This window comes from Arthrobacter cheniae, from assembly GCF_003602275.1.
GTDB lineage: Bacteria > Actinomycetota > Actinomycetes > Actinomycetales > Micrococcaceae > Arthrobacter_D > Arthrobacter_D cheniae.
In genome coordinates, this window is sequence record NZ_QZVT01000003.1 from 124220 (window position 1) to 150535 (window position 26316).

Annotated in this window: 24 protein-coding genes, 1 tRNA gene and 1 riboswitch; of the genes, 6 read left to right on the forward strand and 19 right to left on the reverse strand. The window is 67.7% G+C overall.

Annotated elements, in window-relative coordinates; translation table 11 throughout:
* Positions 1 to 16: 16 nt before the first annotated feature.
* The 4 genes from D6T63_RS06290 to D6T63_RS06305 all read right to left on the reverse strand — a co-directional run bounded on the left by D6T63_RS06290 (position 17) and on the right by D6T63_RS06305 (position 4045).
* Positions 17 to 892, reverse strand: a complete 876-nt coding sequence (locus tag D6T63_RS06290; RefSeq protein ID WP_120148163.1) for a DMT family transporter — start codon at positions 890 to 892, stop codon at positions 17 to 19.
* Entirely contained in the window at positions 880 to 1503 is a 624-nt protein-coding gene (locus D6T63_RS06295; RefSeq protein ID WP_182976897.1) for a CDP-alcohol phosphatidyltransferase family protein, read from the reverse strand. Before D6T63_RS06295 ends, D6T63_RS06290 begins: the two co-directional genes overlap by 13 nt.
* Positions 1504 to 1646: 143 nt before the next feature.
* On the reverse strand, positions 1647 to 2471 hold the full coding sequence (locus tag D6T63_RS06300) for a phage holin family protein (RefSeq protein ID WP_182976898.1): 825 nt from the start codon (positions 2469 to 2471) through the stop codon (positions 1647 to 1649).
* Between the two features lie 140 nt (positions 2472 to 2611).
* The gene (locus D6T63_RS06305) at positions 2612 to 4045 is read right to left on the reverse strand and encodes a sugar porter family MFS transporter (RefSeq protein WP_120148166.1); all 1434 of its coding nucleotides are present in this window, start codon (positions 4043 to 4045) and stop codon (positions 2612 to 2614) included.
* A gap of 297 nt (positions 4046 to 4342) precedes the next feature.
* Here D6T63_RS06305 and D6T63_RS06310 point away from each other — a divergent pair, with 297 nt between their 5' ends.
* The gene (locus tag D6T63_RS06310) at positions 4343 to 5572 is read left to right on the forward strand and encodes a multidrug effflux MFS transporter (protein ID WP_235830583.1); all 1230 of its coding nucleotides are present in this window, start codon (positions 4343 to 4345) and stop codon (positions 5570 to 5572) included.
* A 21-nt stretch (positions 5573 to 5593) separates the two neighbouring features.
* Here D6T63_RS06310 and D6T63_RS06315 read toward each other — a convergent pair whose 3' ends face one another.
* From D6T63_RS06315 to D6T63_RS06340, 6 genes are all read right to left on the reverse strand, one after another.
* Positions 5594 to 7099 carry an SDR family oxidoreductase gene (locus D6T63_RS06315; protein WP_120148167.1) on the reverse strand — a complete coding sequence of 502 codons (1506 nt, stop codon included), beginning with the start codon at positions 7097 to 7099 and terminating at the stop codon, positions 5594 to 5596.
* A gap of 193 nt (positions 7100 to 7292) precedes the next feature.
* A tRNA-Asn gene (locus D6T63_RS06320) sits at positions 7293 to 7365 on the reverse strand.
* Between the two features lie 54 nt (positions 7366 to 7419).
* Complete coding sequence (gene dnaG / locus D6T63_RS06325) at positions 7420 to 9438, reverse strand: DNA primase (RefSeq protein ID WP_120148168.1); 2019 nt, start codon at positions 9436 to 9438, stop codon at positions 7420 to 7422.
* 43 nt (positions 9439 to 9481) lie between these two features.
* Entirely contained in the window at positions 9482 to 10765 is a 1284-nt protein-coding gene (locus D6T63_RS06330; RefSeq protein ID WP_120148169.1) for a deoxyguanosinetriphosphate triphosphohydrolase, read from the reverse strand.
* 106 nt (positions 10766 to 10871) lie between these two features.
* A complete protein-coding gene (gene dusB, locus D6T63_RS06335) occupies positions 10872 to 12002 on the reverse strand; it encodes a tRNA dihydrouridine synthase DusB (RefSeq protein ID WP_235830621.1) in 1131 nt (376 codons plus the stop codon).
* 215 nt (positions 12003 to 12217) lie between these two features.
* On the reverse strand, positions 12218 to 13612 hold the full coding sequence (locus D6T63_RS06340; protein ID WP_235830584.1) for a YibE/F family protein: 1395 nt from the start codon (positions 13610 to 13612) through the stop codon (positions 12218 to 12220).
* A 236-nt stretch (positions 13613 to 13848) separates the two neighbouring features.
* On the opposite strand from D6T63_RS06340, the gene D6T63_RS06345 reads away from it, so the two are divergent.
* Positions 13849 to 14583, forward strand: coding sequence for an alpha/beta hydrolase (locus tag D6T63_RS06345; RefSeq protein ID WP_235830585.1), 735 nt, complete (start codon positions 13849 to 13851; stop codon positions 14581 to 14583).
* Between the two features lie 211 nt (positions 14584 to 14794).
* Positions 14795 to 15610, forward strand: a complete 816-nt coding sequence (locus D6T63_RS06350; RefSeq protein WP_120148171.1) for a lysophospholipid acyltransferase family protein — start codon at positions 14795 to 14797, stop codon at positions 15608 to 15610.
* Positions 15611 to 15680: 70 nt separating this feature from the next.
* Here the strand turns inward: D6T63_RS06350 and D6T63_RS06355 are convergent, their stop codons facing one another.
* The 3 genes from D6T63_RS06355 to D6T63_RS06365 form a co-directional block, all read right to left on the reverse strand.
* Positions 15681 to 16592, reverse strand: coding sequence for a GNAT family N-acetyltransferase (locus tag D6T63_RS06355; protein WP_120148172.1), 912 nt, complete (start codon positions 16590 to 16592; stop codon positions 15681 to 15683).
* Entirely contained in the window at positions 16592 to 17980 is a 1389-nt protein-coding gene (locus D6T63_RS06360) for a glycine--tRNA ligase (RefSeq protein WP_120148173.1), read from the reverse strand. The genes D6T63_RS06355 and D6T63_RS06360 overlap by 1 nt, the downstream gene beginning before the upstream one ends.
* Positions 17981 to 18147: 167 nt before the next feature.
* Positions 18148 to 19116 carry a DMT family transporter gene (locus D6T63_RS06365; RefSeq protein ID WP_120148174.1) on the reverse strand — a complete coding sequence of 323 codons (969 nt, stop codon included), beginning with the start codon at positions 19114 to 19116 and terminating at the stop codon, positions 18148 to 18150.
* Between the two features lie 41 nt (positions 19117 to 19157).
* On the opposite strand from D6T63_RS06365, the gene D6T63_RS06370 reads away from it, so the two are divergent.
* Entirely contained in the window at positions 19158 to 19388 is a 231-nt protein-coding gene (locus D6T63_RS06370) for an RNA-binding S4 domain-containing protein (protein ID WP_120148175.1), read from the forward strand.
* A gap of 70 nt (positions 19389 to 19458) precedes the next feature.
* Here D6T63_RS06370 and D6T63_RS06375 read toward each other — a convergent pair whose 3' ends face one another.
* Entirely contained in the window at positions 19459 to 20139 is a 681-nt protein-coding gene (locus tag D6T63_RS06375; RefSeq protein ID WP_120148176.1) for an alpha/beta hydrolase, read from the reverse strand.
* A 145-nt stretch (positions 20140 to 20284) separates the two neighbouring features.
* Here D6T63_RS06375 and D6T63_RS06380 point away from each other — a divergent pair, with 145 nt between their 5' ends.
* A complete protein-coding gene (locus D6T63_RS06380; RefSeq protein ID WP_120148455.1) occupies positions 20285 to 21103 on the forward strand; it encodes an SGNH/GDSL hydrolase family protein in 819 nt (272 codons plus the stop codon).
* 33 nt (positions 21104 to 21136) lie between these two features.
* On the opposite strand, the gene D6T63_RS06385 is transcribed toward D6T63_RS06380, so the two are convergent.
* The 3 genes from D6T63_RS06385 to D6T63_RS06395 form a co-directional block, all read right to left on the reverse strand.
* Positions 21137 to 21379: a hypothetical protein gene (locus tag D6T63_RS06385; RefSeq protein ID WP_120148177.1), complete on the reverse strand. Its 243-nt coding sequence runs from the start codon at positions 21377 to 21379 to the stop codon at positions 21137 to 21139.
* Between the two features lie 126 nt (positions 21380 to 21505).
* Positions 21506 to 22645 (reverse strand): homoserine O-acetyltransferase MetX, encoded by a 1140-nt coding sequence (gene metX, locus D6T63_RS06390; RefSeq protein ID WP_120148178.1) that lies wholly within the window; start codon positions 22643 to 22645, stop codon positions 21506 to 21508.
* A 6-nt stretch (positions 22646 to 22651) separates the two neighbouring features.
* Entirely contained in the window at positions 22652 to 23968 is a 1317-nt protein-coding gene (locus D6T63_RS06395; RefSeq protein WP_120148179.1) for a bifunctional o-acetylhomoserine/o-acetylserine sulfhydrylase, read from the reverse strand.
* A gap of 79 nt (positions 23969 to 24047) precedes the next feature.
* Positions 24048 to 24164, reverse strand: a riboswitch (SAM riboswitch).
* Between the two features lie 167 nt (positions 24165 to 24331).
* Between D6T63_RS06395 and D6T63_RS06400 the strand changes: the two genes are divergently transcribed.
* On the forward strand, positions 24332 to 24973 hold the full coding sequence (locus D6T63_RS06400; RefSeq protein ID WP_120148180.1) for a VOC family protein: 642 nt from the start codon (positions 24332 to 24334) through the stop codon (positions 24971 to 24973).
* 69 nt (positions 24974 to 25042) lie between these two features.
* On the opposite strand, the gene D6T63_RS06405 is transcribed toward D6T63_RS06400, so the two are convergent.
* Positions 25043 to 25330, reverse strand: coding sequence for a DUF1540 domain-containing protein (locus D6T63_RS06405; protein WP_120148181.1), 288 nt, complete (start codon positions 25328 to 25330; stop codon positions 25043 to 25045).
* Positions 25331 to 25472: 142 nt separating this feature from the next.
* Positions 25473 to 26282, reverse strand: coding sequence for a CPBP family intramembrane glutamic endopeptidase (locus D6T63_RS06410; RefSeq protein ID WP_120148182.1), 810 nt, complete (start codon positions 26280 to 26282; stop codon positions 25473 to 25475).
* Positions 26283 to 26316: the final 34 nt, after the last annotated feature.

Genomic DNA, 26316 nt, shown 5'->3' on the forward strand with positions numbered 1-26316 from the left:
ACTGCCGGGGCTCGGCTCAGCGCTGCCGCTTCACCACGTCGGGATGATGACGGGACAGGGCAACGACCCCAACAATAGCAATGAGGGCTGCAGAGCCCATGCCCAGCGCCGTCACCGTGCGCACATCCGGCTGCAGCTCGTCCAGGATGGTGATGCCGACCGCGATGCCGATGATCGGGTCGATGACCGTGAGGCCGGCGATCACGAGATCGGGTGGCCCGGTCGCGTAGGCGCTCTGGACGAACCAGGAGCCGAGGGCCGCGGCCGCAACGAGTGCCACCAGGGTCAGCAAGGGCACATTCAGCAGGAAGCGACCGTTCGGGTCGAGAAGGTGGCCGGCCACGATCTTGGTCAGGACGGCGACGAAACCGAACAGCACGCCTGCCCCCAGGATGTAGGCGAAGGCGTTGAGTCGATGCCGTCCGAACACGGCGAGGGCTCCGAAGACGACGACGGCGGCGCCGAGCAGGAGCACGACCGATAACTCCTGCGCCGAATCGACAGCATGATTCTCGCGCGTGACATTGACGGCGAGAAGCACGAACAGGGCGCTTCCGGTCACGCAGGCGGTGATCGCCGCGACGGTAGGACGGTTGATGCGGATTCCCTGGTCGCGCGAGTTGACGATGGTGGTGATCACCAGGGCGATCGCGCCGATCGGCTGGACGACGGTCAGACTCGCGAGCGCAAGCGCGACGACGTTCAGGGCTGTCCCTGCACCCAGGAGAATGAGCCCGAAGAGCCATCGCGGGCTGGTGAGGAGCCGGGTGAGACCGGAGGAGCTCAGCGCCAGGCCGCCCGTGTTCGCCCGGACGGCACTACCCTGCCGTTGAGCTCCGAAGGCGAGGAAGACGGCGCCCAGCAGCGCCAGCCCGATGGCTAGGAGGGGCACGTCTGCTGGTCGGCCCTCTCCAGCCGGTACTTGCGATGCGCTGCGGTGAAGTAGGCGTAGAAGGCGATCAGGTGCAGGACGCAGCCTGCAGCGAGCAGGGCCTGGGCGACGATCAGGAGCCACTGCTGCCCGAACCCCTCGACGCGATGGAGCAGGAGCAGCGGCGCACCGACGAGCAGGAGCGTCGTCCGGACCTTACCTACCGTGACGACCTCCAGGTGAAGAGGGCCGCGGAAGAGGATGAGCGCGTTGATGATGATGATCGCGTCCGGGATGACGATCGTCCAGACGAGCCACGCCGGCGCTATGCCGGCGACCACGAAGGTCACCGCTACCACCATGAGGGCTGTGCGGTCGGCCACCGGGTCGAGCCATTTCCCCACCACCGAGACCTGGTTGAGCCGCCGGGCGACATACCCGTCCACCCAGTCCGTGCTTCCCATGATCACGAGGGCGATGACCGCCGCCCCGTATCGCTGCTGGGTGATGAGCCAGACGAACAGCGGGACGATGAGGAAGCGGATGACCGTGATGAGGTTGGGCAGGGTCCACGGCGTCGCGAGTTCGGCGCCCTCGCTGCCGGGCTGCGCGCCAGCCCCGATCAATTTCATCACCCGTGCCTCCCCACCCCATTATGCAGGCAGGCGGCCCGTCACCCGTGACTCCCGCTGCAGGGCGCGAGTCGATTCACGGGCGAGGGGCCGCCTCGCGGTTATGCGTCTGTGGTGCGGGTGGAACGCCGGCACAGCCGGGATTACTTGCTGAGGAGCCTGCGCAGCATGACGAGCATCGCGACGACGGAACCGGCGAGGACGCTCAGCGGCTTCCAGCGGTCAGCGAGGCTGGTGTTGTGTGGGACGTCGCGACGGACTGCGACGGCAGCAACGTTGTCGCGGCTCCTGTCTCCACTCGTCGAACCGGTCTTCGTTCCGCCCTGCTGCGAACGGTGCTTGGCGCCGTTGAGGCGGGCCTTGACGTCGACGCGTGCCCCGAGCGAATCCCTCGCGTCGGCGATGTGGGTCCGGCGTTCGCCCGAACGGCCTCGCAGTTCCTCGTACGAGGGCGTGGGTACCTTCGGCTTCGCGTCCTTGTCGTCGTCCTTGCGGTCCTTGTCGTTTTTGTCGTCCTTGGGCTTCTTGATATCGAGCGTGGCGGGATCGAAGCTGCGGCCTTCCTTGAGGACGCCGAGATCGTAGCGCAGACCCCGGATCGCGTCCTCAGGCACCAGCGGGAGTTGCTTCTTGAGCCGCGAGACTCCGATCAGAGCGAGTATGCCGCCGATGACGAGGAAGAGGACGGAGACCAGAAGTGCAGCCAACCAGGCCGGCATGATCTCGGCGAGGCCCATGACGGCGGCCACGACGAGAGCGACGGCGAAGAACAGGACGAAGATGAGGGCCACGACGAGGAACGCGGCGGCGATGCCGGCCTTGATCCCCTTCTGCTTCATCTGCTGGACCGCGATCGAGAACTCGTCGTTGATCTGCCGAGGCGTCAGCCGGGCCAGTAGCTTGATGAGCCCAAACAGCGAGACCGAGCCTGAGATCCGCTTCCCGCGCGTACTAGCCGAGCTGTTCATAGGCCCTGCCTCCATTCGTCTATATCTTGCTGGACATTCGCTGAACCAAAATTACCATCGGGCGGGCGAGCCGGTTCCGCTTGGTGGTCTTCGCTTCGAAAGACCCCGCACCCGACCTTCGATGAGGTAGTGCGCCGTCCTCACACCGAGCTGAGCTCCGCATTGTCCTCGAGGTCCTTGCCCGCGAACTCGGGGAGGTGGGAGCGGACGAAGACGAAGGACAGGACGGCGAAGATCGTGAACGCGGCGTACATGATCCACAGTCCGAGATTCTCGCTGACCCAGGGGAAGGTCAGCGTGACGATGAAGTTGAAGACCCAGTTGACCATCGTGGCGACACCCAGTGCGATCGACCGGATGCGGTTCGGGAACATCTCGCCGAGGGTGACCCACATGACCGGCCCCCAGGTGGCGGCGAAGAAGATCACGAAGAGGTTCGCCCCGACGAGGGCGATGGGTCCCCAAACACCGGGCAGCGTGAGCTCCTCGCCGGTTCCCTCCGCCTGCAGGAAGGCGAGCGTCGCGGCGAGCAGGCCGACGGACATACCGACGGAACCGATCAGGAGCAGTTTCCGACGCCCCACCCGGTCGACGAAGAAGATGGCGACGAAGGTCATCGCGACGTTGATGACCGAGGTGATGACCGACGTGGTGAACGAATCGCTCTCGCTGAATCCGACCGACTTCCACAGCGTCGTCGAGTAGTAGAAGATCGCGTTGATCCCGACCAGCTGCTGAAGCGCGGCGATGGCCATGCCGACCCACAGGATGGGCTGCAGGCCGAACGCAGGTCCCCGCAGATCGCGGTAGCCCGCCCGGTCCTCGCGCTCGAAACTGTCGCGGATCGAACGGATCTTGCCCGCGGTGTCCCGGACACCGGAGACCCTCGAGAGCACGCGTCCTGCCTCCTCATCCCTGCCGGCCCGGATCAGGAACTGCGGCGATTCGGGGATGATGAGTGCCAGCACGCCGTACACGATGGCCGGAACCACACCGACGAGAAGCATCCAGCGCCACGCCGTCAGACCCCACCAGAGCTCTTCACCGGCACCACCGGCGGCGTTTGCAAGAGAGGCGTCGGACAGCAGTGCTGCAAAGATGCCGACGGTGATCGCCAGCTGCTGCACGGAAGCCAGGGCGCCGCGCCACTTCGACGGTGCGATCTCCGCGATATAGCCGGGCACGATCACCGAGGCGATGCCGATGGCGAGCCCACCGATGAGGCGCCACGCCATGAGGTCCCACTCGGAGAAGGCATAGGCCGAGCCGGCAGAATTGACGGCGAACAGGATCGCGGCGGCGACCATGACCTTCTTGCGTCCCCAGCGGTCGGCGAGGCCACCGGCGAACCAGGCTCCCGCCGCGCATCCGAGGAGGGTGATCGCGACCGTGAAGCCGAGGACGCTCGAACTCAGTCCGAAATCGGCCTGGATCGAGTCGACTGCCCCGTTGATGACGGCGGTATCGAACCCGAACAGGAGCCCTCCGACGGCGGCGGCGACCGTGATCCCGATGACTCTCGCGAGATGCTTGGATGACTGCTCTGTTACCGGGCCGGCGTCGTGCTCGCTCATGTTTCCGTTCTTCCTGCTCGTTCGGTGTCTGCTCACCCTACGTCAATTGAAAGCATGCTTAGTGAAGGGGGGTGGCGCTACCGTCTCATCCCCGGGGCTCAGTCAGGGTTGACGCGGGTCTTAGGATGGGAGGGTTATTGATTCGCCCCAGCAACCAGTTTGCCGTCCTCCCGACGGCCGGTTGCGAGCCGCTCCGCCGTCGTCGCCGGGCCGCCGCTGCAGTCGATGCACCCCCGCTTCGCGTGTCCGTTCCATCTCCTCCCCACCGGCAGTACGACAGTTCCGTTAGGCAGCATCTTGAGCACGATCACCCACCCAGGCGACACCCTCTCCCGGCGCGAGAAGATCATCTACGTCTTCATCCTCGGGACACTGACGGCACTCGGTCCGTTCACGATCGACCTCTACCTTCCGGCCTTCCCTGCGCTGCAGTCGGATCTCGCCGTGACGGAGGCCGCGGTGCAGCTGACGCTGACGGGCACGATCATCGGCTTTGCGGGCGGTCAACTGCTCGTGGGGCCGCTCAGCGACAAGATCGGACGGCGCCTGCCACTCATCATGGCGACGACCCTGCACGTCGGCGCTTCGATCGGCGCGGCGTCGTCGGAGGACATCAACATGCTGATGCTCTTCCGGGTCCTCCAGGGCATCGGTGCAGCGGGCGGCGGCGTGGTCGCGATGGCCATGGTGCGCGATCTCTTCGGCGGCTACACGCTCGTGCGCATGCTGTCCTATATGGCGCTCGTCAACGGGATGGCACCCATCTTCGCGCCGGTGATCGGCTCGCAGCTGCTGCTGTTGTTCCCGTGGCCCGGCATCTTCTGGTTCCTCGCGTGCTACGGCGTTCTGGTGATCATCGCGGTGTCGATGTTCATCATCGAGACCCTGCCGAAGGAGAACCGCCGCCAGTCGGGGCTCACGGTGATCCAGCGGTATCGTGCAGTGCTGAGCGACCGCATCTTCATCGGCATCCTACTGGTCGGTGGCATGAACTTCTCAGGGTTGTTCTCGTACCTCTCCGCCTCGCCGTTCCTCTTCCAGGGGCCCTACGGACTCAACGAGCAGCAGTACGGCCTGCTGTTCGCGATCAACTCGCTCGGCATCGTGTCCGGCGTCCAGATCAGCTCGAGGGTCCTGAGGCGGGTCGGGCCGCAGTGGGTCATCGCGGCCGCGACAGTGGTCCAGCTCACCATGGCCCTGCTCATCTTCGCCTTCGACCAGCTGGGATTCGGGTTCTGGGGCACGGCCCTGCCGCTGTGGTTCTACATCATGGCTTCGGGTTTCATCTTCCCCTGCGTGCAGGTCCTCGCACTCATCAACAACGGGGCACAGGCCGGCACGGCAGCCTCGCTGCTCGGAGCGGTGACCTTCGGGACAGCGGGTGTCGTGTCTCCGCTGGTGGGCCTGCTCGGTGAGGGCATCGAGTCGGCGACGCCGATGGCGCTGGTGATGTCGGCGTGCATCGCCCTTGCCGTGGTGTTCATGTGGACGGTCGTCAGGCCCCGGACGGTGCCGGCCCTGCAGTAGCCGCGGCCCTGCCCTCCGGACTCAGGCGGCAGCGGACTCCGCTTCCGCGGGCAGTGCCTCCGCGGTCTTCGCGATGTTGCGCGCCATGGACTTGAAAATGAAGCCGTGGAATGGGAGTACCGCGAGCCAGTAGAGCCTTCCGGAGAGTCCCTGGGGGAAGAACACGGCGCGCTGGTAGTAGGAGCTGCCGGAGCCGTCAGGCTTCACCGAGAATTCGAGCCAGGCACGGCCGGGCACCTTCATCTCCGCGCGCAGCCTCAGGCGCTCACCGCGCACGAGTTCCTCGACGCGCCAGAAGTCGAGCGCCTCCCCCGTGAGCAGTTCCTTGGCGTCACGACGTCCGCGGCGCAGGCCCACTCCCCCGGCGAGCTTGTCCATCCAGCCACGGGCTGCCCAGCCGACCGGCCAGGAGTACCAGCCGTTCTCACCGCCGATGCCCTCGACGACGCTCCACAGCTTCTCGGTCGACGCCGTGGAGCTATAGGTCTGGACGTCCGTGAAGACCGTGTGCCCCGCCCACTGGGGATCGGATGGCAGCGGGTCGGCCTCGCTGTCGATCTGCGAGGCGCCAGCCCAGCTCGTCTCCACCTCTCCGCCGCGCATCCTGCCGAGCGCCAGGTCGACGGACCGGCGGTAACCGGTCAGCCCGCCCTCGGGCACGGCGATGTGCTGATCGATGTCATTTTCGGCCGTGACGGCGTCGTGCTGCAGGGACTCGATCAACGGCATGGCCATGGCCCTCGGGATCGGCGTGACCAGGTTCACCCAATGACCGGCGAGACGCGGGGTGAGAACCGGCAGGGCCAGGATCTTGCGCCGCGGCAGGCCGGCAGCCTCGGCGTACTGATTCATCATCTCGGCGTAGGTCAGGACCTCGCGCGAGCCGATGTCGAACGTCCGGTTCAGGGTGCCGGGGAGGTCGAGCGCGCTGACGAGGTAGTGGATGACATCGCGCACCGCGATGGGTTCGATATGGTTCAGGACCCACTTCGGCGCGGGCATCACGGGCAGGACGTCGGAGAGGTGGCGGATCATTTCGAAGGAAGCGGAACCCGAACCGATGACGACGCCGGCCTGGAAGGCGATGGTCGGTGTCCCGGACTCCAGGAGGATCTTCCCCACCTGGGTTCGGGAGCGCATGTGGGTGGACAGCTCGACCCCCTCGGGGTGAAGCCCGCCGAGGTACACGATCCGTCGGACTCCGGCGGCGGTCGCCGCTTCCGAGACGACGGTCGCGATCGAAGCTTCACGCTTGTCGAAGTCCTTGCCCGAGCCCATCGAGTGGACGAGGTAGTAGAGCGTGTCGACGCCCTGGCTGACCTTGTGCATGGTGTCGCTGTCCTGGAGATCCCCCTGCACGATATCGACCGAGCCCGCCCAGGGGACGTCCTTCAGCTTCTGCGGGGAACGGACGATCACACGGACCCTGCGGCCACCCGCTACGAGCTTCGTGACCAGTCGACCGCCGATATATCCCGTCGCTCCGGTGACCAGGATGAGCTTGCCGTCCGTGCCGTCAGTGTCCATATCCACAGCCTACGCCCGCCTTCTGACACCTTTTCCGGGTAACTCCGCCGGGCGGGCCCGTGAAGGTTCAATCTGCGCCGGGCCAGGGCCAGGTCGTCGTCCAGCGGGTGGCCGCGCCGAGGCAGGCGACTCCGGGCACCTGGGCAAAAAGAATGCCCCTGACCGGTGTTTCCACTGGTCAGGGGCATATCTGCTCCTCCGACTGGACTTGAACCAGTAACCCTTCGATTAACAGTCGAATGCTCTGCCAATTGAGCTACGGAGGAATGCGCAGGCACAACTCTACATAGGTTCCGGAGCTAAGTGAAATTGGCTGAGGCTCAGTCCTCGCGGAGCAGCCGACGCTGCATCTCCAGCTCCATCAGGTCGCGTTGGAGCTGGTTGTAGAGCGCCGGATCAGCGGCCGGATCCATGCGTTGGAGTTGCCCGAGCTTCTCCGCCTTCTGCTGCGTGATCCTCAGCTCGGTGAGGCGGTTCAGGATGTCCCTGCCGTACACCACCATCGCGTCGGCGTCCTTCGCCGGCAGTGGTCGGACGGCCAGCTCGCTGACCAGGGGACGGAGGACGTCCGGGACGCCCTCTCGCACCGACTCCACCCACCGCGACAACTCGGTGCCCGCCGCTCCGGCCGCGATCACGGCTGAGTGCAGCGCCTCGTAGACGGGGATGCTGAAGCGGGACGTCGAGAAGCTCTCCCATTGGATCGCGGTGAGGATGGTGGGCTGCTGCAGCACGACCTCGAGAGCCTCTCGCTCCATGCGCGCGATCGGATCGCGGGGATTCGGGCGCTCGTAGAACGGCTCCTCCGGTGAACCGCTGCCGGACTCCCCCTGGCCCACGGGAGTGCCTGCCTGCTGGCCCTGCTGGCTCGACGGAGCCTGCCCGCCCTGCCGACCAGAGTGACCCTGCTGGCTGGAGTGACCCTGCTGGCTGGAGTGGCTTTGCTGGCCCTGCTGGCCCTGCTGCCGGTTCCCGGAGGTCGAGGCACCCGTGTCCCGGCGGACCGCCGATGCTACGGCGCGTGCCACCTGGTCCTCCCCGACGTACTGCATGCCGAGCCAGCGGGACAGCTCGCGGGTGTAGGTGGACCGGAGCGAGACGTCCCGGATGTGGGCGACGATCGGCGCCGCGTGACGCAGTGCCTTGACCTGCCCCTCCCCCGAGGAGAGGTCGAAGTTGTCGAAGGAGGCCTTGATGGCGAACTCGAACAGCGGACGGCGGTCGGCGATGAGCGACCGGACGGCGTCGTCCCCCCGGGTCTGCCGCAGCTCGCACGGATCGGCACCGGACGCCTCCACGGCGACGTAGGTCTGCGCGTTGAAGCGCTGGTCCTCCTCGAACGCGCGGAGGGCTGCCTTCTGGCCCGCGGCATCACCGTCGAACGTGAAGATCATCTCGCCGCCAGTACCGTCATCGGACAGGAGCCTGCGCGCGATCTTGATGTGGTCGGTCCCGAACGCCGTTCCGCAGGTCGCGACGGCGGTGCCGACACCGGCCAGGTGGCACGCCATGACATCGGTGTACCCCTCGACGACGACGAGCTGGCGGTTCTTCGCGATCTCCCGCTTGGCGAGGTCAATGCCGTACAGCACCTGGGACTTCTTGTAGAGAGAGGTCTCGGGGGTGTTGAGGTATTTCGGCCCCTGGTCGTCCTCGTAGAGCTTCCGCGCCCCGAAACCCACGGTGTCTCCGGTTATGTCGCGGATCGGCCAGATGAGTCGCCCGCGGAAGCGGTCGTAGAACCGACCCGCAGTGCTGGAGGACTCGCTGAACATGCCCGTCAGCCTCAGCTCGTCGAGCGTGAACCCCCGACCCGTCAGGTGGGTCAGCAGCGTGTCCCAGCCCTGGGGCGCGTAGCCGACCCCGAAGTGCGCTGCGGCGTCCCGGTCGAAGCCACGCTCCTGCAGGAACTGTCGGGCCGTCGCGGCTCCCTGCGTGAGGAGCTGGTCGCGGAAGAACTCGGCCGCGATCTTGTGGGCGTCCAGGAGGCGCTGCCGCTTCCCCACGTCCTCGCGGCGGGGACCGGTGCCGCCGTCCTCGTAGTGCAGCTCGAAACCGATACGGGCCGCGAGCTTCTCCACGGTCTCACTGAAGGAGGTATGGTCCTGCTTCTGCACGAAGGAGATGACGTCGCCGCCTTCGCCGCACCCGAAGCAGTGGTAGGAGCCCATCTGCGGGCGCACATGGAACGATGGCGACCGTTCGTCGTGGAAAGGGCAGAGCCCCTTCCACGAACCGATTCCCGCCGACTTCAGCGTCACGTACGCCTCGACGACTTCCTTGATATCCGTTCGCTGGCGAACCTCATCGATGTCTTCGCGTTTGATGAGTCCGGCCATGGAACCCAGTTTATGCCTGCCCCACCGACACTCGGACCCGCTCCTACCAGAGTGCGGGAACGGGCCCGACGATCCGCTCGTGGAGGCTGAGCGCGGACACGTCCGTGAGTGACGCCACCTGGTCGACGACCACGCGCAGGCGGGCGTCGTCGTCCGGGGCCTCACGCCAGTCGGCGGCGAACATCGGTTCGAGGTAGCGGTCGCCGTCGGCCTGGATCTGCGCGACGAGGGAGGCGAGGATTTCACGCTGCCGCTCGTAGAGGGGCTGGCGGTGGTCCGTCGTCATCACGTATGTGGTGGCGAGTCCCTTCATGACGGCGATTTCCATGATGGTCTCCTCGGGCACCACCATCTCCGCGTTGTAGCGCGTCAGCGGGTCAGGTCCGTAGATGGAGCGCGTTGACTGCATGGCACTGAGGCAGAAACGGCCGATCAGCTGGCTCGTCATGTTCTTGAGGGCCGCCATGGACCGCCGCGTCCCGTCCGCTTCCCGGACCCACACCGGAGTCTTCTCGAGGCGGACCAGGGCGGCGTCGACGGCGGCGGGGTCGCTCCCCGGGAGGTACCACTGCTGCGTGTAGCCCACCACGCGGGCGCGGGCGTCGGCGCTGTCCATCCATTTCAGCTGCAGGTGCCCGGCGACGATCGCGTCCTCGACGTCGTGCACCGAGTACGAGATGTCATCGGCGAGGTCCATGACCTGTGCCTCGAGGCACGACCGGCCCTCCGGGGCGCCGTCGCGCAGCCAGTCGAAGACGGGGCGATCGTCGTCGTACGCGCCGAACTTCGTGGTGCGCTGGCCGCTGATGACGGGGGCCGACGCCGCGGTCCAGGGGTACTTGCACGCGGCATCGAGGCTCGCGCGGGTGAGGTTGAGGCCGGCCGGACCGCCGTCTGCTGCCAGGACCTTGGGCTCGAGCCGGGTGAGGAGGCGGAGCGTCTGGGCGTTGCCCTCGAAACCCCCGATGCCGTGCGCGATGTCGTGGAGCGCGGTTTCTCCGTTGTGGCCGAAAGGCGGGTGCCCGAGATCGTGCGCCAGGCAGGCCGTATCGACGATGTCCGGATCGCAGCCGAGGGTCCGGCCGAGCTCCCGACCCACCTGCGCCACCTCGAGCGAGTGGGTGAGGCGCGTGCGGACGAAGTCGTCCGTGTCAGGCGCTACGACCTGTGTTTTCGCACCGAGACGGCGAAGCGCGGAGGAGTGCAGCACGCGGGCGCGGTCCCGCTCGAAGTCGGTGCGGTGGGAGCTCTTCGGCGGTTCCTCGACCCATCGCTCGGTGTCCGCGGCGCTGTACCCGGTGGTGGCGGACAGTTCGGGGAAGCTCATGATGCCTTTCTAGCGGAGTGAGGCAGGTGAACCCGGCCGGTACCTACTCCTGTGGAGGAGAGCTGAAGCGGGCTGGGCAGCGCCCGGACCTGGTCCGTTGCGGTGGTCAGCCGCCGGATACGTCCACCTCGGCAGCGGCGATGTCCGCCTGCTGCGCCTCGTTGAGGACACGACCGTCCAGCCAGTGCTCGGGGAGGGCGGTCTTCTTCGGCGAGCCTGCGCGGCCACGCGGACCCTCGGCGTCCTGGCCCGGATACGGCGAGTCCTTGTCGAGTTCGTCGAGGAGGCCGCGCAGCACCTCGAGGGTCGGGACGGTGGCCAGCTTGGCGCGCAGTTCGCCACCGACGACATAGCCCTTGAAGTACCAGGCCATGTGCTTGCGGATGTCGCGCAGCCCCATCATCTCGCTGCCGAACGTCTCGACGAGGAGTTCCGCGTGCCGGTAGACCGTCTCGGCGACCTGGCCGAGGCCGGGCTGGTACCTCGTCGGGCTGCCTTCGAACGCATTCATGAGGTCGCCGAAGAGCCAGGGGCGCCCCTGGCAACCGCGGCCGATGACGACGCCGTCGACCCCCGTCTGCCGCACCATGCGCACGGCGTCCTCGGCGCTCCAGATGTCTCCGTTGCCGAGCACGGGGATGTCCGGGAGGGCCTCCCGGAGTTCGGCGATGGCGTTCCAGTCCGCCTTGCCCGAGTAGAACTGTGACGCGGTCCGCCCATGGAGCGCGACGGCGGCGACCCCGCTGTCCCGGGCGATCTTGCCGGCCTCGCGGAATGTGAGGTGGTCCTCGTCGATGCCCTTGCGCATCTTGATGGTCAGGGGAACGTTCCCCCTCGAGGCCTCGCGCACTGCGGTCTGGACGATGCCCGTGAAGAGGTCGAGCTTCCAGGGCAGGGCCGCTCCCCCACCCTTGCGGGTGACCTTGGGCACCGGGCAACCGAAGTTCAGGTCGATGTGGTCCGCGCGGTCCTCCTCGATGAGCAGGCGCACCGCGGCACCGACGGTCCTGGGGTCGACGCCGTACAGCTGTACGGAGCGGACCTTCTCGTCGCCGTCGTGCGAGATGATGCGCATCGACTCGGGGCTGCGCTCCACGAGAGCGCGGGAGGTGACCATCTCAGATACGTACAGCCCGCCGCCGTACTCACGGCACAGCCTGCGGAAGGCCTTGTTGGTGATGCCGGCCATCGGCGCCAGGATCACGGGCGTGTTCACGGTGATGTTGCCGAGCGTCAGCGGCGGGAGGTCGAGCCTGAGGGCGCTGCCCCCCTGTGCGGGCGGGGCGGCATGGGCGTCCCCGGCAGTTCCGTCGCCGGGAGCACCGATCGGGGCAGGGAGGGTCGATACTGCAGTCACCCCTCCATTGTCGCAAGAGCGAGCAAATCCGGGGGTATCGCCTGCTACCGGCCTGAGCTTCCGCTTCGCGGCCGCAGCCTTGCGCCAGGCGCTCGTCACGCGTCCTCCCCCTCGGCGCGCCGGGCACGCCGATCCCCGAGGGCGACGAGCCGCTGACCGGGTGCGAGGGTCCCCGCTCCCTCGGAGGCCAGGACAGCCGGCGTCGCTCCTTCGTCCGGCTGGTGGGCGTGCGTGGTGTCGACGTGTCCTCCACCCGTGGTCTTCGGTCCGACGGCCTTGACCACGAGTACCGCGATCAGCGTGGTGAGCGGTATGGCCAGCACGAGGCCGATCGACCCGACCAGTGTCCGCACCACCTCCTCTGCGAGCTCGCCGCTGGTGAGGGTCTCGATCAGGGCGCGGTCGTAGAGGGAGACGAGGATCAGCACCGGCAGGGCGGCTCCGGCATAGGCGAACGCGATGGTGTAGACCGTCGACGCGATGTGGTCGCGGCCGATCCTCATCGCGGACGCGAAGAGCCGCCTCCCTGATGTGTTGGGCGCGAGCTCGTACAGTTCCCAGACCGACGACGACTGCGTGATGGTCACGTCGTTGAGGACGCCGAGGCCGGAGATGATGAGGCCGCACAGGATGATCGAGGAGATGGACAGCTCGTCCGAGGCATTCACGAGCGCATAGGCATTCTCGTCCCCCACACCCGTCAGGTGCGCGGTGTCGGTCGCCCACGCCGCGAGGACCGCCGTCACGCCGAGCCCGAACACCGTTCCGAGCAGCGCCGTGGACGTCCGCGCGGAGAAGCCGTGGGCGAAGTAGAGGACGCCGTACATGATCACCACGGAACCCACGAGACCGAGGAGCAGTGGCGGTGCGCCCTCCACGAGACCGGGCAGGATGAACTGTGCCAGGATCACCAGTGCACCCACCAGGCCGATCATGGCGCGCAGACCGCGCCAGCGCGCCACGGCGATGACGACGACGGCGTACACGACCGCCAGCGCGACGATGGGGACGGACCGCACGAAGTCCACAAAGACGTACGGCGCCGCCCCGCCCTGGATGACGTTGGCGAGGTTGAGGTAGCGGATCTCGTCGCCGGGCTCGACGGCGTTCGTCGTCGCGAGTTCGGGGGTGACCTCGACGGCGATCACCTCACCACCGAGCGCAGGCTGCGTGTAGGCGATTGTGCAGGTCAGGGCCGTGCCGCCGGCGTCGACGGTGGGTTGCGAGGACGGGCAGTCGGCTTCGCCGACCTCGCGCACGGTGCCGCTATCGAAGCTGACGCCGTCCGCCGTCGCATAGGGGTTGGCGACCGCGAGGGAACTGCGGTCCCCGCTCGGCCAGAGCAGCACCATGGCGATGAGGGTCACCACGCCGAGGGGCACGAGGATGGCCGAGAGCAGGAGTGTCGCCCGGCGCCGCGTGGCAATCGCTGATGCGGACGGCCCCGAACTCCCGGTAGCGCTCGTGGCGTGCAGGTGGCTGTGGCCCAAGGATTTCCTCCGGGTGGTCGGTGTCGGCTGGTCGATGCATCATGGTTGCGCAGGGGCCGGGACGGCGTGACCGCGCTCCGGGCACCTCACGGATTCTACGCAGGACACCGGGTGGGCCCGTGTATTGAGCCATCAGGACCAAGCCCGCTCGGCGGGCACCGCACGAACCGCAACCATCATCAGGACGGAGCATCATCAGGATGAAGCAGGCCCGCCGGGGCGGAAAGGGACGATTCGTGGCAGCACAGGCAGGACTCCCCGCGAGGGATGGGGGACCCGTCATCAGCATCAGCGGGGCGACCTCCGGTGTGCGCGGCATCGCCCTCGTCCTGCATGGCGGACGGGCGACCAGCTTCGACGCCGTGCAGCCCCATCATCTGAGCCCGTTGCGCATGCGACCCTTCGCCGCACGCCTCGCCGCGGACGGCGGGAAGCACGGCCTCGCGGTCTGGACGCTCCGCAACAGGGTGCGTGGGTGGAACGGGGCGGACCAGTCCGCACTGCGGGACGCACGGTGGGCCCTCGCGCGCATCGCCGCGGAGCATCCGGGGCTCCCTGTCTATCTCCTCGGCCACTCCATGGGCGGGCGGACCGCGCTCTCCGCCGCCGGTTCCACCCAGGTCCGCGCCGTCGCGGCCCTCGCACCGTGGCTCGAGCCGTCGAGTCCGGTGGAGCCGGTCCGGGGGCGCAGCATGCTCATCATGCACGGGGACGCGGACCGATGGACCAGTCCGACGGCGTCGCTCGCCTTCGCGGGCCGTGCCCAGGGCGTCGCGCGGGACGTCCACTACGTGCGCATGCTCGGGGCGGGACACTTCATGGTCCGCACCCTGCCCGTCTGGCACGGCATGAGCACCTCCTTCCTCCTCCGCCACTTCGCTGCTGACACCGGTGCCGCCGTCGATCCCGGCGTGATCGACCGCTCGGCGTCGCTGTACCGTGCCGCCGACCCGCTCGGAGTGACAGCCTGATCCCGCGGCGCGGTGCTGGTGCACCGGAGGGCGGCGCGACGGGCGCGCACAGCAACCTCCAGGTCCGCCGTTCGGTGCCAGGCGCGTGCCAGCGGGACGGGAAACTCCTGACCGGGAGGCGTAGGTCCAGCCGCGCGGGGTACAAAGGGTATATGGAGAGCAGAAGCGGGTTCTTCCCGCTCCCACCGCAGGCCGGAAGAGAGCGTTGAGCATGGGATGGAAGCCGCGGCAGAGCGACCGCATGTACCGCTTCGTGGTGTACGCGGGCAAGGCCGTCTTCGCGGCTCTCCGCCTGCCGGTCAAGGTCACCGGCACGGAGAACCTGCCCGCGTCGGACCCGCTGAACGGCCGCTCACGACGCGCGGTGCCGGGCCACGGTGCGGTGGTCGCGATCACCCACTTCGGGTACCTCGACTTCGCGTTCGCGGAGCTGGTCCTCTGGAACCACGCGCGCATCCAGGCCAGGTACATGATCTCGAAGCGGGCGGCGGACAACCGGTTCGTCAGCCCGTTCATCTTCGGACTCGGTCACGTCGTCACGGACCGCTCGGCCGGTGCGGCGGCGTACGACGACGCCCTGGCGAAGCTGCGCGCCGGTGAGTACGTCGCGATCCTGCCGGAAGCGGGAGTGTCCCGCAGCTACACCGTCCGCACGCTCAAGACCGGGGCGGTCCGGCTGGCAGCAGAGGCCGGCGTACCGGTGATCCCGATCAGCGTCTGGGGCGCGCACCGGCTGCTGACCCGGGGCCACGGATTCTCCATCAAGCGCGCCTGGAAGGCACCGATCCGGCTCCACATCAACCCGGCGATCCACCACTCCCCCGGCCTCGATGTGACCGAGGAGACCGAAAAGCTTCGGCGGGAACTGCAGGACGGCATCGAGGTGTGCATCGCCGATTTCCCCGTGACACCGGAACCCGGCGCGTGGTGGATGCCGGCGCACTTCGGCGGCGGCGCGATGACCGACGCCGAGCGCGACGCCGCGGACGTCGCCGACAGGAACGCGGGGCGGTACAGCCGGGGCTGACAGGCCACCGGAATGCACAGGGCCGCCCGTTCCTTCCGGAAGGGGCGGCCCTGTGGGTATCCGGCGACCGTCAGTCGGTCGCGACGACGAGCGTTTCCGGTCCTGCGAGGTACGCGGCACCGGTCGCCAGCAGGGGCTCGACGACGGCGACGAGCGCCTCCATCGAGTCATCCACCTCGAGCTGGACCGGGAACTGGTGCACGAGCATCGCAATCATCGTGGCGACGGCCGCCTGCTGCTCCCGTGGTGCGAGCGAGGTGTCATAGCCCACCAGGACATCGGCCGGGTCATCGGTGCGGGCCTGCGTGTAGCTGACGGCGAAGGCTGCGATGGCACCGCCGTCGGCCTTCGGCCGGTCGCGCAGGACGATCGCCCCGCCGGCACCGCTCGCATCACCGAGGAACAGCTGCTGGGCACGTCCCAGGCTGATGTCCGCACGGTCCCAGGCATGGACGGACTCGTAGAAGGCCGCGAGCGCACGCGTCAGTTCCACGGAGCCGGTAGCGGACTCCTCGAGCTGCGGCCCCGACGCGTCGTCGAAGGCCGGCGCGGCGATGGCACCCGGCTGCACGACGACGAGCCGCGAGCGCTGAAGCACCCCGAAACCGGTGGCCTCGGCGAACGCGGCCCCCGTGGACCCGGGCGTCACTTTCGACCGCAGGGCGGTGATGCCCGACGGCGAGGCAGCGGCCTCGTGCTGGAGCATCGTGAGGAGAGTCGAACCGACGCCCGCGCGCCGATGGTCCTCCGCGACCTCGACGTAGCACCAGAGCCGGTCCGGATGGAGCGCGGCGCCGTAGACGCAGCCAGCCGCGACCGGGATGCCCTGGTCCACCACCGTGATGCAGCGGTTCCAGGGACTGTCGGACGGCATACGGAAGGATCCACGGAACTGCTCCGACGCAGCCGACTCCGGTCCACCCCAGAGCTGGATGAGCTCGAGGTCGTCACCCTCCTGCCAGGCGCGGTATTCGAGGGCCATCAGGCTCCGATCAGGCGCGCGGCGAGGTATCCCTGCACCTGGTCCAGGGATACGCGCTCCTGCGCCATGCTGTCCCGCTCGCGGATGGTCACGGCCTGGTCCTCAAGGGTGTCGAAGTCCACGGTGATGCAGAACGGGGTGCCGATCTCGTCCTGGCGGCGGTAGCGCCGACCGATGGCTCCGGCGTCGTCGAACTCGATGTTCCAGCCCGTGCGAAGCTGTGCCGCGAGGTCCTTCGCCTTCGGTGAGAGGTCCTCGTTGCGGCTCAGCGGCAGCACCGCCGCCTTGACGGGGGCGAGCCGCGGGTCGAGCTTGAGCACTGTGCGCTTGTCCACGCCACCCTTGGCGTTCGGGGCCTCGTCCTCGGTGTACGCATCGACGAGGAACGCCATGAAGGAACGGGTCAGACCGGCTGCGGGTTCGATCACGTACGGGGTGTAGCGCTCGTTGGTGGCCTGGTTGAAGTAGCCGAGGTCGGTGCCCGAGTGCTTGGAGTGCGTGCTGAGGTCGAAGTCGGTGCGGTTGGCCACGCCTTCGAGCTCGCCCCACTCCGAACCCTGGAATCCGAAGCGGTACTCGATATCCGTGGTGCCCTTGGAATAGTGGCTCAGCTTCTCGAGGGGGTGCTCGAAGAGGCGCAGGTTGTCCGGGTCGATGCCGAGGCCCGTGTACCAGGCGAAGCGCTGGTCGATCCAGTACTTGTGCCATTCCTCGTCCGTGCCGGGTTCGACGAAGAACTCCATCTCCATCTGCTCGAACTCGCGCGTGCGGAAGATGAAGTTGCCCGGCGTGATCTCGTTGCGGAAACTCTTGCCGATCTGGCCGATACCGAACGGCGGCTTCTTCCGCGCCGTCGTCAGGACGTTGTTGAAGTTCACGAAGATTCCCTGGGCGGTCTCGGGCCGCAGGTAGTGCATGCCCTCCTCCGAAGCCACCGGGCCGAGGAAGGTCTTGAGCAGTCCCGAGAACTCCTGCGGCTCGGTCCACTGGCCCTTGGTGCCGCAGTTGGCGCAGGTGACGTCCTTCAGGCCGTTCTCCGGCGCGCGGCCCTTCTTCTCCTCGTACTCCTCCTCGAGGTGGTCGGCGCGGTACCGCTTGTGGCAGGAGAGGCACTCCACCAGGGGATCGCTGAACACGTCGACGTGCCCGGAGGCCTCCCAGACCTGGCGGGGCAGGATCACGGCGGAATCGAGCCCGACGACGTCCTCGCGGCCGCGGACCATGGTCTGCCACCACTGCCGCTTGATGTTCTCCTTCAATTCGGCCCCGAGGGGTCCGTAATCCCAGGCCGAGCGGGAACCGCCGTAGATCTCCCCCGACTGGAAGACGAAGCCGCGCCGCTTGGCGAGCGAGATGATCGGGTCGAGTGCTGACTTGGCTGCTGCCATGGGATTCTTCTCCAGTTCTGTGCAGGCCGCTGGGTGCGGTCAGAAGGTGGGGGTCGCGTGGAACAGGGCCCGTCAGGACCCCCGGAGGGGCCGACGAGTACCCGGCAAGCCTACCGGGTTCGGCTGGAACGGCACCGGGGCAGGTGCTCGCCGTCCGCAGGGGCGACCTACTGCCGGGGCCGCATCTGCCGGGGCCACGGCAGGGTGGTGAGGATGATGGCGCCGAGGGTCAACAGGGTCCCGGCGACCGTCGCGAAGACCACGGTGGTACCGGGAGCCGGGACGACGAGGTCGAGCAGGAGGGAGCCGACGAGTTGGCCGCCGATCATGCAGAGCCCCGTGAGCAGCACTCCGAGGCTCCGCACGAGGAGTGCGCCGAGCGCGATGAAGATGCAGCCCATGGGTCCGCCGAGGTAGTACCACCAGTCCGACGGCAGGGGGTTGCCGGGTCCGGCGATCGCGAGCTTGATCAGCCAGGCCGCCAGCAGGACCACGGTCCCGGCGATGAAGTTCATGAGGGTCGCGGCGAGCGGCGTGCCGTAGTGCAGGGACGCCGTGCCGTTCATGGCCTGCTGGAAGCTCAGCAGGACACCTCCGGCGACGGGCAGCAGGACGGGCAGGAGCCAGGCCGATGCCTCCCCCGCGGCACCGAACCTGGGCGAGACGGCCCAGACGACGGACAGGACCGTCAGGACGACGCCGATCACCCGCATGGCGGTCACCGCGCGCTTTCCCCCCGGGCCGATGCCCGCCCGGTCCACGAGGAGCCCGCTGAGGGACTGACCCATCACGGCGGCCACCGTGAACAGGGCGACGCCGATGAGACCGATGGTCAGCGACTGCGCGAACACGAAGAACGCGCCGATCGCGCCGGCCGCCACGTAGTAGGGCGGGAAGCGGCGCTCGCGCACGGAGGGGATGATCTGGAGCGCACCGGCCCGCGCACCCGGCAACGCCAGCGTGATGGCGATCATCACGATCAGGCCCGTACTGAAGCTGATCAGGGCGGCGGCGATGCCGTCCTCGAGCACGGTACCCAGCGCGCCGTTGATCCTGCCCTGGATGGGGATGGCGAGACCTGCCCCGAGGGCAAGGGGGAAACCGACAGCTGGGGACAACGCGGGCGCATCAGACACCCGTACAGCCTAGTCCGGGCCCATCCGGCATGATGGAACGCATGACCGACGACTCCCCCATCGCAGAACTACCCATCCGGGACGACATGATCCGCCTGGGGCAGCTGCTGAAGCTCGCCTCCCTCGCCGAGGACGGCGTCGAGGCGAAGACCCTGATCGACAACGGCCTCGTGCAGGTCAACGGCGAGATCGAGGAGCGCCGCGGCCGCCAGCTCCATCCGGGTGACACCGTGAGCGTCAACGGCCAGGCGGTGCGGATCACCCGCGGCTGAAGCTTCCCGGGCCCGACCGACAGGTCAGGGTTCGGCATGCCGAACGCCCGACGCGCCCCGTCGGCGCTGCTCAGCGTGGGTTGAGCACCGTCATGGTCAGGAATTCGCGGACGTGCGAGAGTTCCTGCAGGTTGATGCTGTGGAGCATGTTCGGATAGAGGATCTTGGTGAGTCTGGTGTTCTGCGTGAGCCAGGCGTGGGTGAACCCGATCATCTCGGGGGTGATGACCTGATCCTCCTGGTCCCGCCCCCAGAAGAACCGGGCGGGTGCCGCGGCGGCGTCGTCGTCCCGGAAGAAGCTGTGGCCCTCCGACGGCACCGCGAAACCGGACAGCCCGACGACGCAGGCGAAGTCCGCGGGACGATGTCGCAGGAGCGAGGTCGCCACTGCCATGCCCTGCGAGAAACCGAGGATGCTGACGCTGGAGTGCGCCTCCCGCACCGTGTCCAGCCAAGCCGACACAGCGCTGACGCTCTCGACCACGCGCTCCACCGAGTAGTCGTCCTCGCGTGACAGGGGAAACCAGGAGAACCCCTGTCCCACCGCCAGGGGCGCGCGGACGGACACCACCGTGAACTCGGAGGGCAGGTGGTCCGTCAGGCCCATGAGGTCCTCCTCGTTGGCCATGTACCCGTGGAACAGGACCAGCAGGGGCGTGCCTGCGCGCTCGGACTCGGGCTTCGACCAGAGGACCACCGGGTCCCAGGACAGGGCGGAGGGCACAGCTGTGCCGTGGGCAGATTCAGTCATCCCCCTATCCTGTCACGGGAGAATCGGCACATGCGTGACCGGGGGTTGGCCTGCCGGCGAGGACAGCGGGGAGAATGGTGCGGTGAGCCCCCGAAATGCCGGTATGCCCTCCCCGAGCGGTGCCGAAGCTATCCTGAACGGTCCGATGATCGACCCGACCCTCAATCCCGAGCCCCATCCCTGGCACCGGTTCGTCGCCCTCGGGGACTCCTTCACCGAGGGCATCGGAGACCCGAATCCGGAGAGCATCGGCGGCAATCGCGGCTGGGCGGACAGGGTGGCGGAGGAACTGACGCGTGGCCGCGCCGACTTCGCCTATGCCAACCTGGCGGTACGCGGGCGCCTGCTGCAGCAGGTCATCGACCAGCAGGTCGAGCCTGCCCTCGCCCTGCGCCCCGACCTCGTCAGTATCTCTGCCGGCGGCAACGACCTCCTCCGTCCCGGCGGCGACCCGGATCTCCTCGCGGAGAAGCTCGACGGCGTCGTCGCGACGCTGGCAGGATCCGGCGCCACGGTGGTCCTGTTCACCGGCCCGGACGTCCGCGAGACCGTCCTCGGCAGCATCCGCTCGAAGACCGCGATCTACAACGAGAACCTGCGGACCATCGCTGCACGCCAGGAGGCGGTCATCGCCGACATGTGGGCGCTGCGGCAACTGCTGAACCCGCAGATGTGGTCCTCGGACCGGCTGCACTTCTCGCCGCTCGGACATCACACCATCGCGGCGATGGTCCTCGACACCCTCGCCGTCCGTCACACGCTCGAACCCCTGCAGCCGAAGGATCTTCCCGCGAGGACCTGGCGCGCGGCACGCGCCGAGGACCTCGTGTGGGCGCGTGACTACTTCGTCCCGTGGGTACTGCGCCGCCTGCGCCACCAGTCATCGGGCGACGGCATCACCGCAAAGCGCCTGCAGGCGGCGCCGATCTTCGGGCCGGGCATGCCACCGGGCGCAGCGGACTGACGAAACGCCGTCGAACCGGTCGGCGAGCGCGGCTCAACTCTCGAGCGAGACCTCGCCGTTGGCCACGGCATCCGCGCAGGCGCTGAGGTCCGGCCCGGGCTTGAAATCGACGAATTGCGGCTGCAGCTTCTGGAAGAGGAACTCGTAGACCTCGTCGCGGGACTTCCCGTCCATCGTCTCCACGGCTTCCTTCACGGCGCCCTGCAGCGCGCGGTCGGAGTCCAGCAGGATCTTGTCGCGTGCTTCCTGGTTCCAGCCGATGGTGCTCAGGTCCATGAACAGCTCCTCTTCGTCTTCCGTCGATGAGTCCAAGGCGATGACCTCGGACGCGCCCGCGCGAAATCGGTAAGCAGGCTTAGCTCCAGACTAGGTGCCCGCAGGACGAAACCCAACCGGTACCTGCTACGACGAGAAGAAGGCCGTCCTGAGCTGATCGTCGAGCTGGTGGATCTGGGTCAGGAACGCGTCATGACCCACGGGCGAGGTGATCAGGTGGAGGGGGACGTTCCCCGGCAGCCCTTCCGCGAGCCGACGGGACTGCACCGGGAAATACAGCCGGTCCGTGTCGACGGCGGCGATGAAGAACTCCGACGTCGCCGCTCCCAGGGCGTCGTCCAGGCTCCCCCGGTCCCGGGCGGCGTCATGGCTCATCAGCGCCTCGGTCAGGATGACATAGCTGTTGGCATCGAATCGGTCCACCAGTTTCTCGGCCTGGTGGTCGAGGTAACTCTCCACCTGGTAGCGGCCGCGGTGGGAGGGCAGGACGGCCCCGAAGGGCTGCTCGGCGTCCTGCTCCGCCCGACCGAAGCGTGCCTCGAGCTCCCGTTCGGAGCGGTAGGTGATGTGCGCGATGCGGCGGGCCAACCCGAGGCCCGCTTCCGGAAGCGGGCCGTCGTAGTAGTCGCCGCCGCGATAGGCGGGATCGAGCCGGATGGCCTGAAGCTGCGCCTGGGCGAACGCTATCTGTTCGGCCGACGAGGCGGCAGTGCAGGCGATGACGGCGCACCGCTCCACGCGGTCCGGATACATCAGGGCCCATTCGAGCGCGCGTGCGCCGCCCATCGATCCACCGAGCACCGAGTGCCAGCGCTCGATACCGAGCAGGTCGGCGAGCAGGGCCTCGGCGCGGACGGAGTCGCGGATGGTGACAAAGGGGAAACGTGATCCCCAGGGAGCGCCGTCGGGGGCGAGGCTGGCCGGCCCCGTCGAGCCGTAGCAGCCTCCCACCATATTGATGGACACCACGAAGAAGCGGTCCGTGTCCACGGTCCGTCCTGGACCGACCAGCGAGTCCCACCAGCCCTCCTCCTCCGATGCCCCCCGCGCGACGTGCGAACTGCCGGTGAGGGCATGCTGCACCAGCACGGCGTTCGAGGCATCCCGGTCCAGCTCGCCCCACGTCTCGAAGGCGAGCTGCACGTCCGGCAGCTCACCCCCGGTCTCGAGGAACAGCGGACCGATGGGGGCGACGCGCAGGAGCCCGTCCCCCGAGGGGCCGGCGTCGTTCCCCGGGTAGAGCGGAGCAGGAGGGTAGGTGGTCACGGAAGGTTAGGCTCCCTTGGCGGCGCGGAAGCCCGCGTCCAGGTCGGCGAGGATGTCGGTGATGTTCTCGAGTCCCACCGACAGCCGGACGAGGCCCGGACGCACGCCGGCGGTGAACTGCGCCTCGGCGCCGAGCTGACTGTGGGTCGTCGAGGCCGGATGGATGACGAGCGAGCGGACATCGCCCACGTTCGCCACGTGGGAGTGCAGTTCGAGGCCGTCCACGAACCGCTTGCCCGCCTCTACTCCACCGACGATGTCGAAGCTGACGATCGCGCCCGTGCCGTTCGGGCCGTACTTGCGCCCCCGCTCGTACCAGGGGCTCGAGGCGAGTCCGGCGTAGGAGACGCGTTCGACGTCGTCGTGCCCTTCGAGCCATTCGGCCACGGCCTGGGCGTTCTGCACGTGACGCTCCACCCGGAGGCTGAGCGTCTCCAGTCCCTGCGCGATCAGGAAGGCGTTGAACGGGGACACCGAGGCGCCGAGGTCGCGCAGCAGCTGCACGCGTGCCTTGAGGATGTAGGCGAGGTTGGCACCCAGGGGGCTGCCGACGCCCAGGTCGCGCGCATAGACGAGCCCGTGGTAGCTCTCGTCCGGCGTGTTCAGGCCGGGGAAGCGCTCGGGGTACTGCGCGAAGTCGAAGTTGCCCGAATCGACGATCACGCCGGCGATCGCGGTGCCGTGCCCGCCGAGGTACTTCGTGGCGGAGTGCACCACGATGTCCGCGCCCCATTCGATCGGCCGGATCAGGTACGGGGTGGACAGTGTGTTGTCCACGATCAGGGGCAGGCCGTGCTCGTGGGCGACGGCACTGATGCCCTCGAGGTCCAGGACGTCCTGCCGGGGATTGGAGACGACCTCGCCGAAGAAGAGCTTGGTGTTCGGCCGCACGGCCGCCCTCCACTGCTCGAGGTCATCCGGATCCTCCACGAACGTGGTCTCGATCCCGAACTTCTTCAGCGTGTGCTTGAAGAGGTTGTACGTGCCGCCGTACAGGCTGGGGCTGGCGACGACGTGATCGCCCGCCTCGGCGATGTTCAGGATCGCGAAGGTCTCGGCGGCCTGCCCGGAAGCGAGCAGCAGGGCGCCGACGCCACCCTCGAGGCTCGCGATCCTGGTCTCCACCGCCTCCTGGGTGGGATTGCCGATACGCGTGTAGATGGGTGCGAGCTCCGCCAGGGCGAACCTGTTGGCGGCACTCTCGGCGCTCGGGAAGACGAACGACGACGTCTGGTAGATGGGCAGCGCTCGCGCCCCCGTGGTTGCGTCCGGGACCTGGCCGGCGTGGATCTGGCGTGTCTCAAAGGACCAATCGTTGGACATGGTGCTCCCTGTTCGAAGGGGCCCCGCCTGTCCGATGCTCCGGCCGGTAACTGCTGCTCCAGGACACCGGACCCACAGGAGCCCGCGCTTGCACGGCGCCGATGCAGCGCCGAGCCTGGTCTTCACCCGGGGCACCCCACCGCGGTTGGAGGGTTGCCGGCCAGCAAGCCGGGGCTGTGCGCTGGCACTCATGACCTGTATTCATGAAAACTCATCCGGGCGGATCCGGCAACCCGTATGACACTGGATGAAGTGGCCGCACGTTCACCGCTGGAGGGTCCGGTTGACGCGCGGATGAGGGAGCGATCGGGGGTAAGGGTTGCCTAAGTCGAGAGGTGCATCACTAAGTGCCAAGATAATCGCATGCGACTGGACCATGTCTCTTATGCCTGCGAACCCGACGGACTTGCTGCGACGGCCGATCGGATCTCTGCCAAGCTCGGAATGGACCCCGTAAAAGGCGGTGTCCACCCGCGCTTCGGTACCCGCAACATGATCTTCCCGTTGACGAACGACCAGTACCTCGAGGTCGTGGAGGCCCTGAACCACCCGGCGTCGGACAAGGCTCCCTTCGGCCAGGCCGTGCGTGCCCGCTCCGAGGCCGGTGGAGGCTGGATGGGCTGGTGCGTCGCGGTCGAGGATCTCGGCCCCTTCGAAGAACGGCTCGGCCGCAGCGCCGTTCCCGGCAACCGCAAGTTTCCCGACGGCCAGGAACTGACCTGGCGGCAGATCGGCATCAAGGGCCTCATCGCGGATCCCCAGGTCCCGTACCTGCTGCGCTGGGACGAGGGCACCGAATCCCTGCACCCGTCCAAGGCCCGGCCCGCATCCGTCAAGCTCGACTGCCTGACGATCGCCGGCTCTTCCGAGCGCGTCACCGAATGGCTCGGCACGGACGTCGAGGAGACGCTCGATGGGGTCGAGGTCCAGTGGATCGCCCCCAACGGGACCCCGGGCATTATGTCCGTGACCTTCGAGACCGACGAGGGCCGTATCGAGATTTGACGGTCCGGCTACGGACACCGAACAAGGAAGGGACCGGACTGATGTCCGGTCCCTTCCTTGTTCGGTGGTTCAGGCGTGTGTGTACGTCAGGCAATCTGCCGCTTCGGCGCCCGGCCCCACCTTGACCGCCGGCGCGGTGCACAGGAGGTCGTGGTTGAAGCTGCATTCGGAGCGCTGGCATGCGCCGACGTGCGCGAGCATCTTGGGCAAGCCGCCGCTGATCGACGTATCGATGAAGGTGGCGCAGGAGGCGTGTTCTTCGCTTCCGGAGACGGTGATGGCCACGGCGGTACAGCCGTCGTGGTTGAACGAGCAGTTGTGGACACTGCATTCAGAGACACTGGTGACGACGCTCATGATTCCTCCTGGCTGGTCCGGTGGAGCCCCGGTCGGAGCCGCCGCTCTTATGCCGATGAATTCACGGTAGCACCGCAATTGACCGATAATTTAGTCATGATTATCGTGCGGAATAAACAAAGGCAAGCCTTGTCTTGGTAATTCAGCCACCAATTCCGATAGCCGGTCCGATGAGCGCGAATCCGACGAAGCCGGTGATGTCGATGAGCGCGTGGGCGATGACGAGCGGCATGACCCGGCGGGTGCGGGTATAGAACCAGCCGAAGAGCAGGCCCATCAGCACGTTGCCGACGAACGGTCCGAAGCCCTGGTACAGGTGGTAGCTTCCCCGCACGAGGGCGCTGGTGATGATGATGGCGGGGGTCGACCAACCCAGTTCCCGCAGGCGGATGAACAGGTACCCCACCACGATCACCTCCTCGAGCACCGCGTGCCTGAGCGCGGACAGGATGAGCACGGGGATGGTCCACCAGTAGGCATCGAGCGCAGCGGGCACGAGCGCCGTCGTGATCCCCAGGGCGCGGCCGCCCGCGTACACGCCGAGGGTCCCGACGCCGATGATCGCGGCGAGGCCAACGCCGAAGCCGACCGTGCGGAGCGGCTTCTCGAAGGTGAACCCGAGGCGGCGGAAGGCGGACACCCCGTGCCCACTGAGGAGGAACAGGACCAGCGCCACCGGAACGAGGGCGAAGAAGATGTTCAGGAGCTGATAGGTGAGGTCGAAGTACTGCCGCTCGTTGAGGACGGGGTTGAGGGTGGTGGTCTGCCCGGCGAGCGGCCCCCTCGTCAGTTTTTCGGCGAGGTTGACGATGGCGTAGATGCCGGACTGTCCCAGTGACAGCCCGAACACGATGAGCAGTTCCGCCGTGATGCGGCGCTTCGACGACGATTCGGCGTCGCGGCTCGCGGCGATTCCGGAGGTTGCGGCGGAGGATTTCGGCTGGGCACTCATGGCGCTATCCTCCCAGCGGTCGCTGGGGATTCCC

Excerpts from the sequence above, each read along its gene's own strand:
- D6T63_RS06295 (WP_182976897.1), bottom strand. The coding sequence starts at position 1,503 with ATGAAATTGATCGGGGCTGGCGCGCAGCCCGGCAGCGAGGGCGCCGAA.
- D6T63_RS06300 (WP_182976898.1), bottom strand. The coding sequence starts at position 2,471 with ATGAACAGCTCGGCTAGTACGCGCGGGAAGCGGATCTCAGGCTCGGTC.
- D6T63_RS06305 (WP_120148166.1), bottom strand. The coding sequence starts at position 4,045 with ATGAGCGAGCACGACGCCGGCCCGGTAACAGAGCAGTCATCCAAGCAT.
- D6T63_RS06315 (WP_120148167.1), bottom strand. The coding sequence starts at position 7,099 with ATGGACACTGACGGCACGGACGGCAAGCTCATCCTGGTCACCGGAGCG.
- dnaG (WP_120148168.1), bottom strand. The coding sequence starts at position 9,438 with ATGGCCGGACTCATCAAACGCGAAGACATCGATGAGGTTCGCCAGCGA.
- D6T63_RS06330 (WP_120148169.1), bottom strand. The coding sequence starts at position 10,765 with ATGAGCTTCCCCGAACTGTCCGCCACCACCGGGTACAGCGCCGCGGAC.
- D6T63_RS06350 (WP_120148171.1), top strand. The coding sequence starts at position 14,795 with ATGGGATGGAAGCCGCGGCAGAGCGACCGCATGTACCGCTTCGTGGTG.
- D6T63_RS06355 (WP_120148172.1), bottom strand. The coding sequence starts at position 16,592 with ATGGCCCTCGAATACCGCGCCTGGCAGGAGGGTGACGACCTCGAGCTC.
- D6T63_RS06360 (WP_120148173.1), bottom strand. The coding sequence starts at position 17,980 with ATGGCAGCAGCCAAGTCAGCACTCGACCCGATCATCTCGCTCGCCAAG.
- D6T63_RS06370 (WP_120148175.1), top strand. The coding sequence starts at position 19,158 with ATGACCGACGACTCCCCCATCGCAGAACTACCCATCCGGGACGACATG.
- D6T63_RS06375 (WP_120148176.1), bottom strand. The coding sequence starts at position 20,139 with ATGACTGAATCTGCCCACGGCACAGCTGTGCCCTCCGCCCTGTCCTGG.
- D6T63_RS06380 (WP_120148455.1), top strand. The coding sequence starts at position 20,285 with ATGATCGACCCGACCCTCAATCCCGAGCCCCATCCCTGGCACCGGTTC.
- D6T63_RS06385 (WP_120148177.1), bottom strand. The coding sequence starts at position 21,379 with ATGGACCTGAGCACCATCGGCTGGAACCAGGAAGCACGCGACAAGATC.
- D6T63_RS06395 (WP_120148179.1), bottom strand. The coding sequence starts at position 23,968 with ATGTCCAACGATTGGTCCTTTGAGACACGCCAGATCCACGCCGGCCAG.
- D6T63_RS06400 (WP_120148180.1), top strand. The coding sequence starts at position 24,332 with ATGCGACTGGACCATGTCTCTTATGCCTGCGAACCCGACGGACTTGCT.
- D6T63_RS06405 (WP_120148181.1), bottom strand. The coding sequence starts at position 25,330 with ATGAGCGTCGTCACCAGTGTCTCTGAATGCAGTGTCCACAACTGCTCG.
- D6T63_RS06410 (WP_120148182.1), bottom strand. The coding sequence starts at position 26,282 with ATGAGTGCCCAGCCGAAATCCTCCGCCGCAACCTCCGGAATCGCCGCG.